Genomic DNA, 2635 nt, shown 5'->3' with positions numbered 1-2635 from the left:
TGTGGAACGTCTTGATATTCCCCAGGGCTGGGGTCACGTAATTCCCCAGCCCCTCGCGTGATCGGGCTCTATTTGGTCAGGACTTGCCGGGCTTGTCGGTGCTGTTCTTGGGGCGCTTGTTCGGGCGGAAGCTCGGGCCGTTCATGATGACTTGGTGGCTGGTGTTGATCAGCCTGTCGAGCAGGGACTCGGCGACGACTGGGTTGGGGAAGAGTGGATACCAGTCGCTGGGCGCCCGGTTGCTCGTGATGATCAGCGAACGCCCCTGTCGCTCGCTGACCAGCTCGTAGAGGTCGTCGGCCTGGGCCGCGGTGAGTTGGCGCATGGCGAAGTCGTCGAGGATGAGCACGTCGGGCCGTACCAGCTCGCGGATTCGTTTGGCCCAGGTGCGGTCTGCGTGGCCGCCGGCCAGGTCGGCGAGGACGCGACTGGTCTTGGCGAAGCGGACCTGGGCGCCCTGCCGGATGGCGAGATGGCCGAGGGCCTGGGCGATATGGGTCTTCCCGACTCCAACCGGGCCGAACAGGATGACGGACTCGCCGGAGTGGAGCCAGCGCAGGGCTCCAAGGTCGCGGATCTGGGCCGCGGGCAGCTTCGAGGAAGCCGCGAAGTCGAACTCCTCCAACGTAACCTGCTGCTCGAACTTGGCTCGCTGCAGGCGGCGTTGGAAGGCGACGGTCTCACGGCGGGTGATCTCGTCCTGGCAGAGCACCTGCAGGAAGTCCAGGTGGCCGAGCTCTCCGCCGTGGGCCTGGGAGAGGCGGGCGTCGAGGGTTTCCAGCATGCCCGAGAGCCGCAACGACTTCAGCGACTCGCGCAGGGCGGTGTCCATCACGCTCATCGGACGCTCCCTTCGACGCCGCCGTGGACCTGGTCATCGCGGAGCTGGTCCGCGATCCCCGGGGTCGTCGCGGCGGAGGCGAACAGCTGCTGCGGTCCGTGCAGGAAGGCCGCGGCTCCGGCATCGCCGCTGGTCTCGGGCTCGGGGTCGGTCTCGGTGCCGGCGATCAGGATGCCTTTGATGGTCCGATAGGAGGGGTCGCCGACCGTGATGGCTCTGGCGCAGGCGGCTTCCAGCCGGGTGTCGCCGTACTTCTTGCGCAGGCCGAGAACCCCCTGGGCGGCGCGGAGCCGATAGAGGGCGTTGACTTCCAGCAGCTGGTCGACGACCTCGCGGCAGGCGTCCCCGACCTCGGATGCCTGGCTGCGGCACCAGATCGGCGTGCGCATCTGGAAGGCGATCTTCTCCGGTGGATAGTCGCTCTTGTCGGTGCGTTTTCCCTGCTCAAGTGCCGCATGGGTCTTGACCAGTTCACCGTCGTGGAAGACCTGCATCATCGTGGCGGTGGAGCGGACATCGACGCGGCGGCCGATCAGTTTCCAGGGCACCGAGTAGAGGGTGCGGCCGACCTTGATGTGGATGTCCGGGCCGACCGTCGCGGTCGACCAGCGGGCCAGCACGAACGGGGTTTGCGGCAGCGGCAGCAGCTCGGCGGCCTCGATCGCCTCGAACACCGTGATCGGGGCGGCCCCGTCGAGTGGTCGGCACGGTCGCCGGCCCGCGACGTTCTGGGCCCAGGTGATCGCCTCGGCCTGCATGTGCTCGAGCGAGGTGAACTCCCGCCCGCGCCAGAACGAGTCGCGAATATAGGGCATCGGCCGCTCGACTCGCGGCTTGTCCTTCGGCTTCAACGCTCGGGCCGGATCAACCAACACGCCGTAATGCGCGGCGAGTTCGGCATACGCCTTATTGATCTTCGGGTCGTAGAGATCGGGCTTGTCGACCCCGGTCTTCAGGTTGTCCGGCACCAGACGGCGCGGGACCCCGCCGAAATAGCGGAAGGCCGCAACGTGCGCCTCGGTCCAGGAGTGCTGGTGCAGATGCAGCACCGGACGCACAAACATGTGCCGCGAGCTCGGCAGGACCATCACGAACGCCCAGATCCGGTGCCGTTTGCCGGTGCGCGGATGGAGCCACTGCCCCAGGAACCCGTAGTCGATCTGAGCCTCCGAGCCCGGCTCGACCTCGTCGCGCAGGACGGTGACCTGCGATCTTCTCGGCGCCTCGGGCATCGTGGCGCGAACCCAGCGCCGCAACGAAGACAGTGACACCTCGAACTTGTGCTCATCCCGCAGCCGCTGATGAATCGTGGAGACGGTCACCGTTCCCAGCAGACCCTCGATGAAGTCGCGGTGCCGGTCGATCTCCGCCCAAGTAACCTGCCGCAGCCGGGTGTTGAGCAGTTCCGGAAACCAGCCCCTGATCCGATTGTTCCAGTCGGCCTCGCTCATCGGCGGCCCACCCGGCGCGAGCCCGGCCTCCTCCGCCGGCGCCAGATACTTCCTGACCGTCTTGCGGTCCAGGCCCAACGACGCGGCCAGCTCGCTCTTCGAGCGGCCCGCGTACCAGTGGACGTAGATCTCGGTGATGTCGACCACGACGAACGTTCTCCTTGCCATCCGGGCTGCCATCGGCCTTCCGAACCACAGGTCGAAGAACATGCCCAACGCCGCGATGGCCAGGGGTCCCTCGATCCTGAACGCCGCCGTACCCATGGCCAATTAGGAGAATTCCGGATGGAGAATTACTTGGCGCTCAAACCACCCCAGATGAGGAAAAACTTGACCGTCGACA

Annotated in this window: 3 protein-coding genes; 1 reads left to right on the top strand and 2 read right to left on the bottom strand. The window is 66.5% G+C overall.

Annotated elements, in window-relative coordinates; translation table 11 throughout:
- Window positions 1–76 precede the first annotated feature (76 nt).
- Window positions 77–841: an IS21-like element helper ATPase IstB gene (gene istB / locus AB0O76_RS43875; RefSeq protein WP_365503577.1), complete on the bottom strand. Its 765-nt coding sequence runs from the start codon at window positions 839–841 to the stop codon at window positions 77–79.
- Entirely contained in the window at window positions 838–2439 is a 1602-nt protein-coding gene (istA, locus tag AB0O76_RS43870) for an IS21 family transposase (protein WP_365503574.1), read from the bottom strand. Before istA ends, istB begins: the two co-directional genes overlap by 4 nt.
- On the opposite strand from istA, the gene AB0O76_RS43865 reads away from it, so the two are divergent.
- A complete protein-coding gene (locus AB0O76_RS43865) occupies window positions 2429–2566 on the top strand; it encodes a hypothetical protein (protein WP_365503572.1) in 138 nt (45 codons plus the stop codon). The genes istA and AB0O76_RS43865 overlap by 11 nt on opposite strands.
- The last annotated feature ends 69 nt before the right edge of the window (window positions 2567–2635 follow it).

Source organism: Streptomyces sp. NPDC086554, assembly GCF_040686095.1.
GTDB lineage: Bacteria > Actinomycetota > Actinomycetes > Streptomycetales > Streptomycetaceae > Streptomyces.
This window is presented reverse-complemented; position numbering and strand designations above follow the sequence as displayed.

What these genes read in the sequence shown, in the direction of transcription:
- AB0O76_RS43865 (WP_365503572.1), top strand. Translation starts at nt 2,429, where the DNA reads ATGTCGACCACGACGAACGTTCTCCTTGCCATCCGGGCTGCCATCGGC.
- istB (WP_365503577.1), bottom strand. Translation starts at nt 841, where the DNA reads ATGAGCGTGATGGACACCGCCCTGCGCGAGTCGCTGAAGTCGTTGCGG.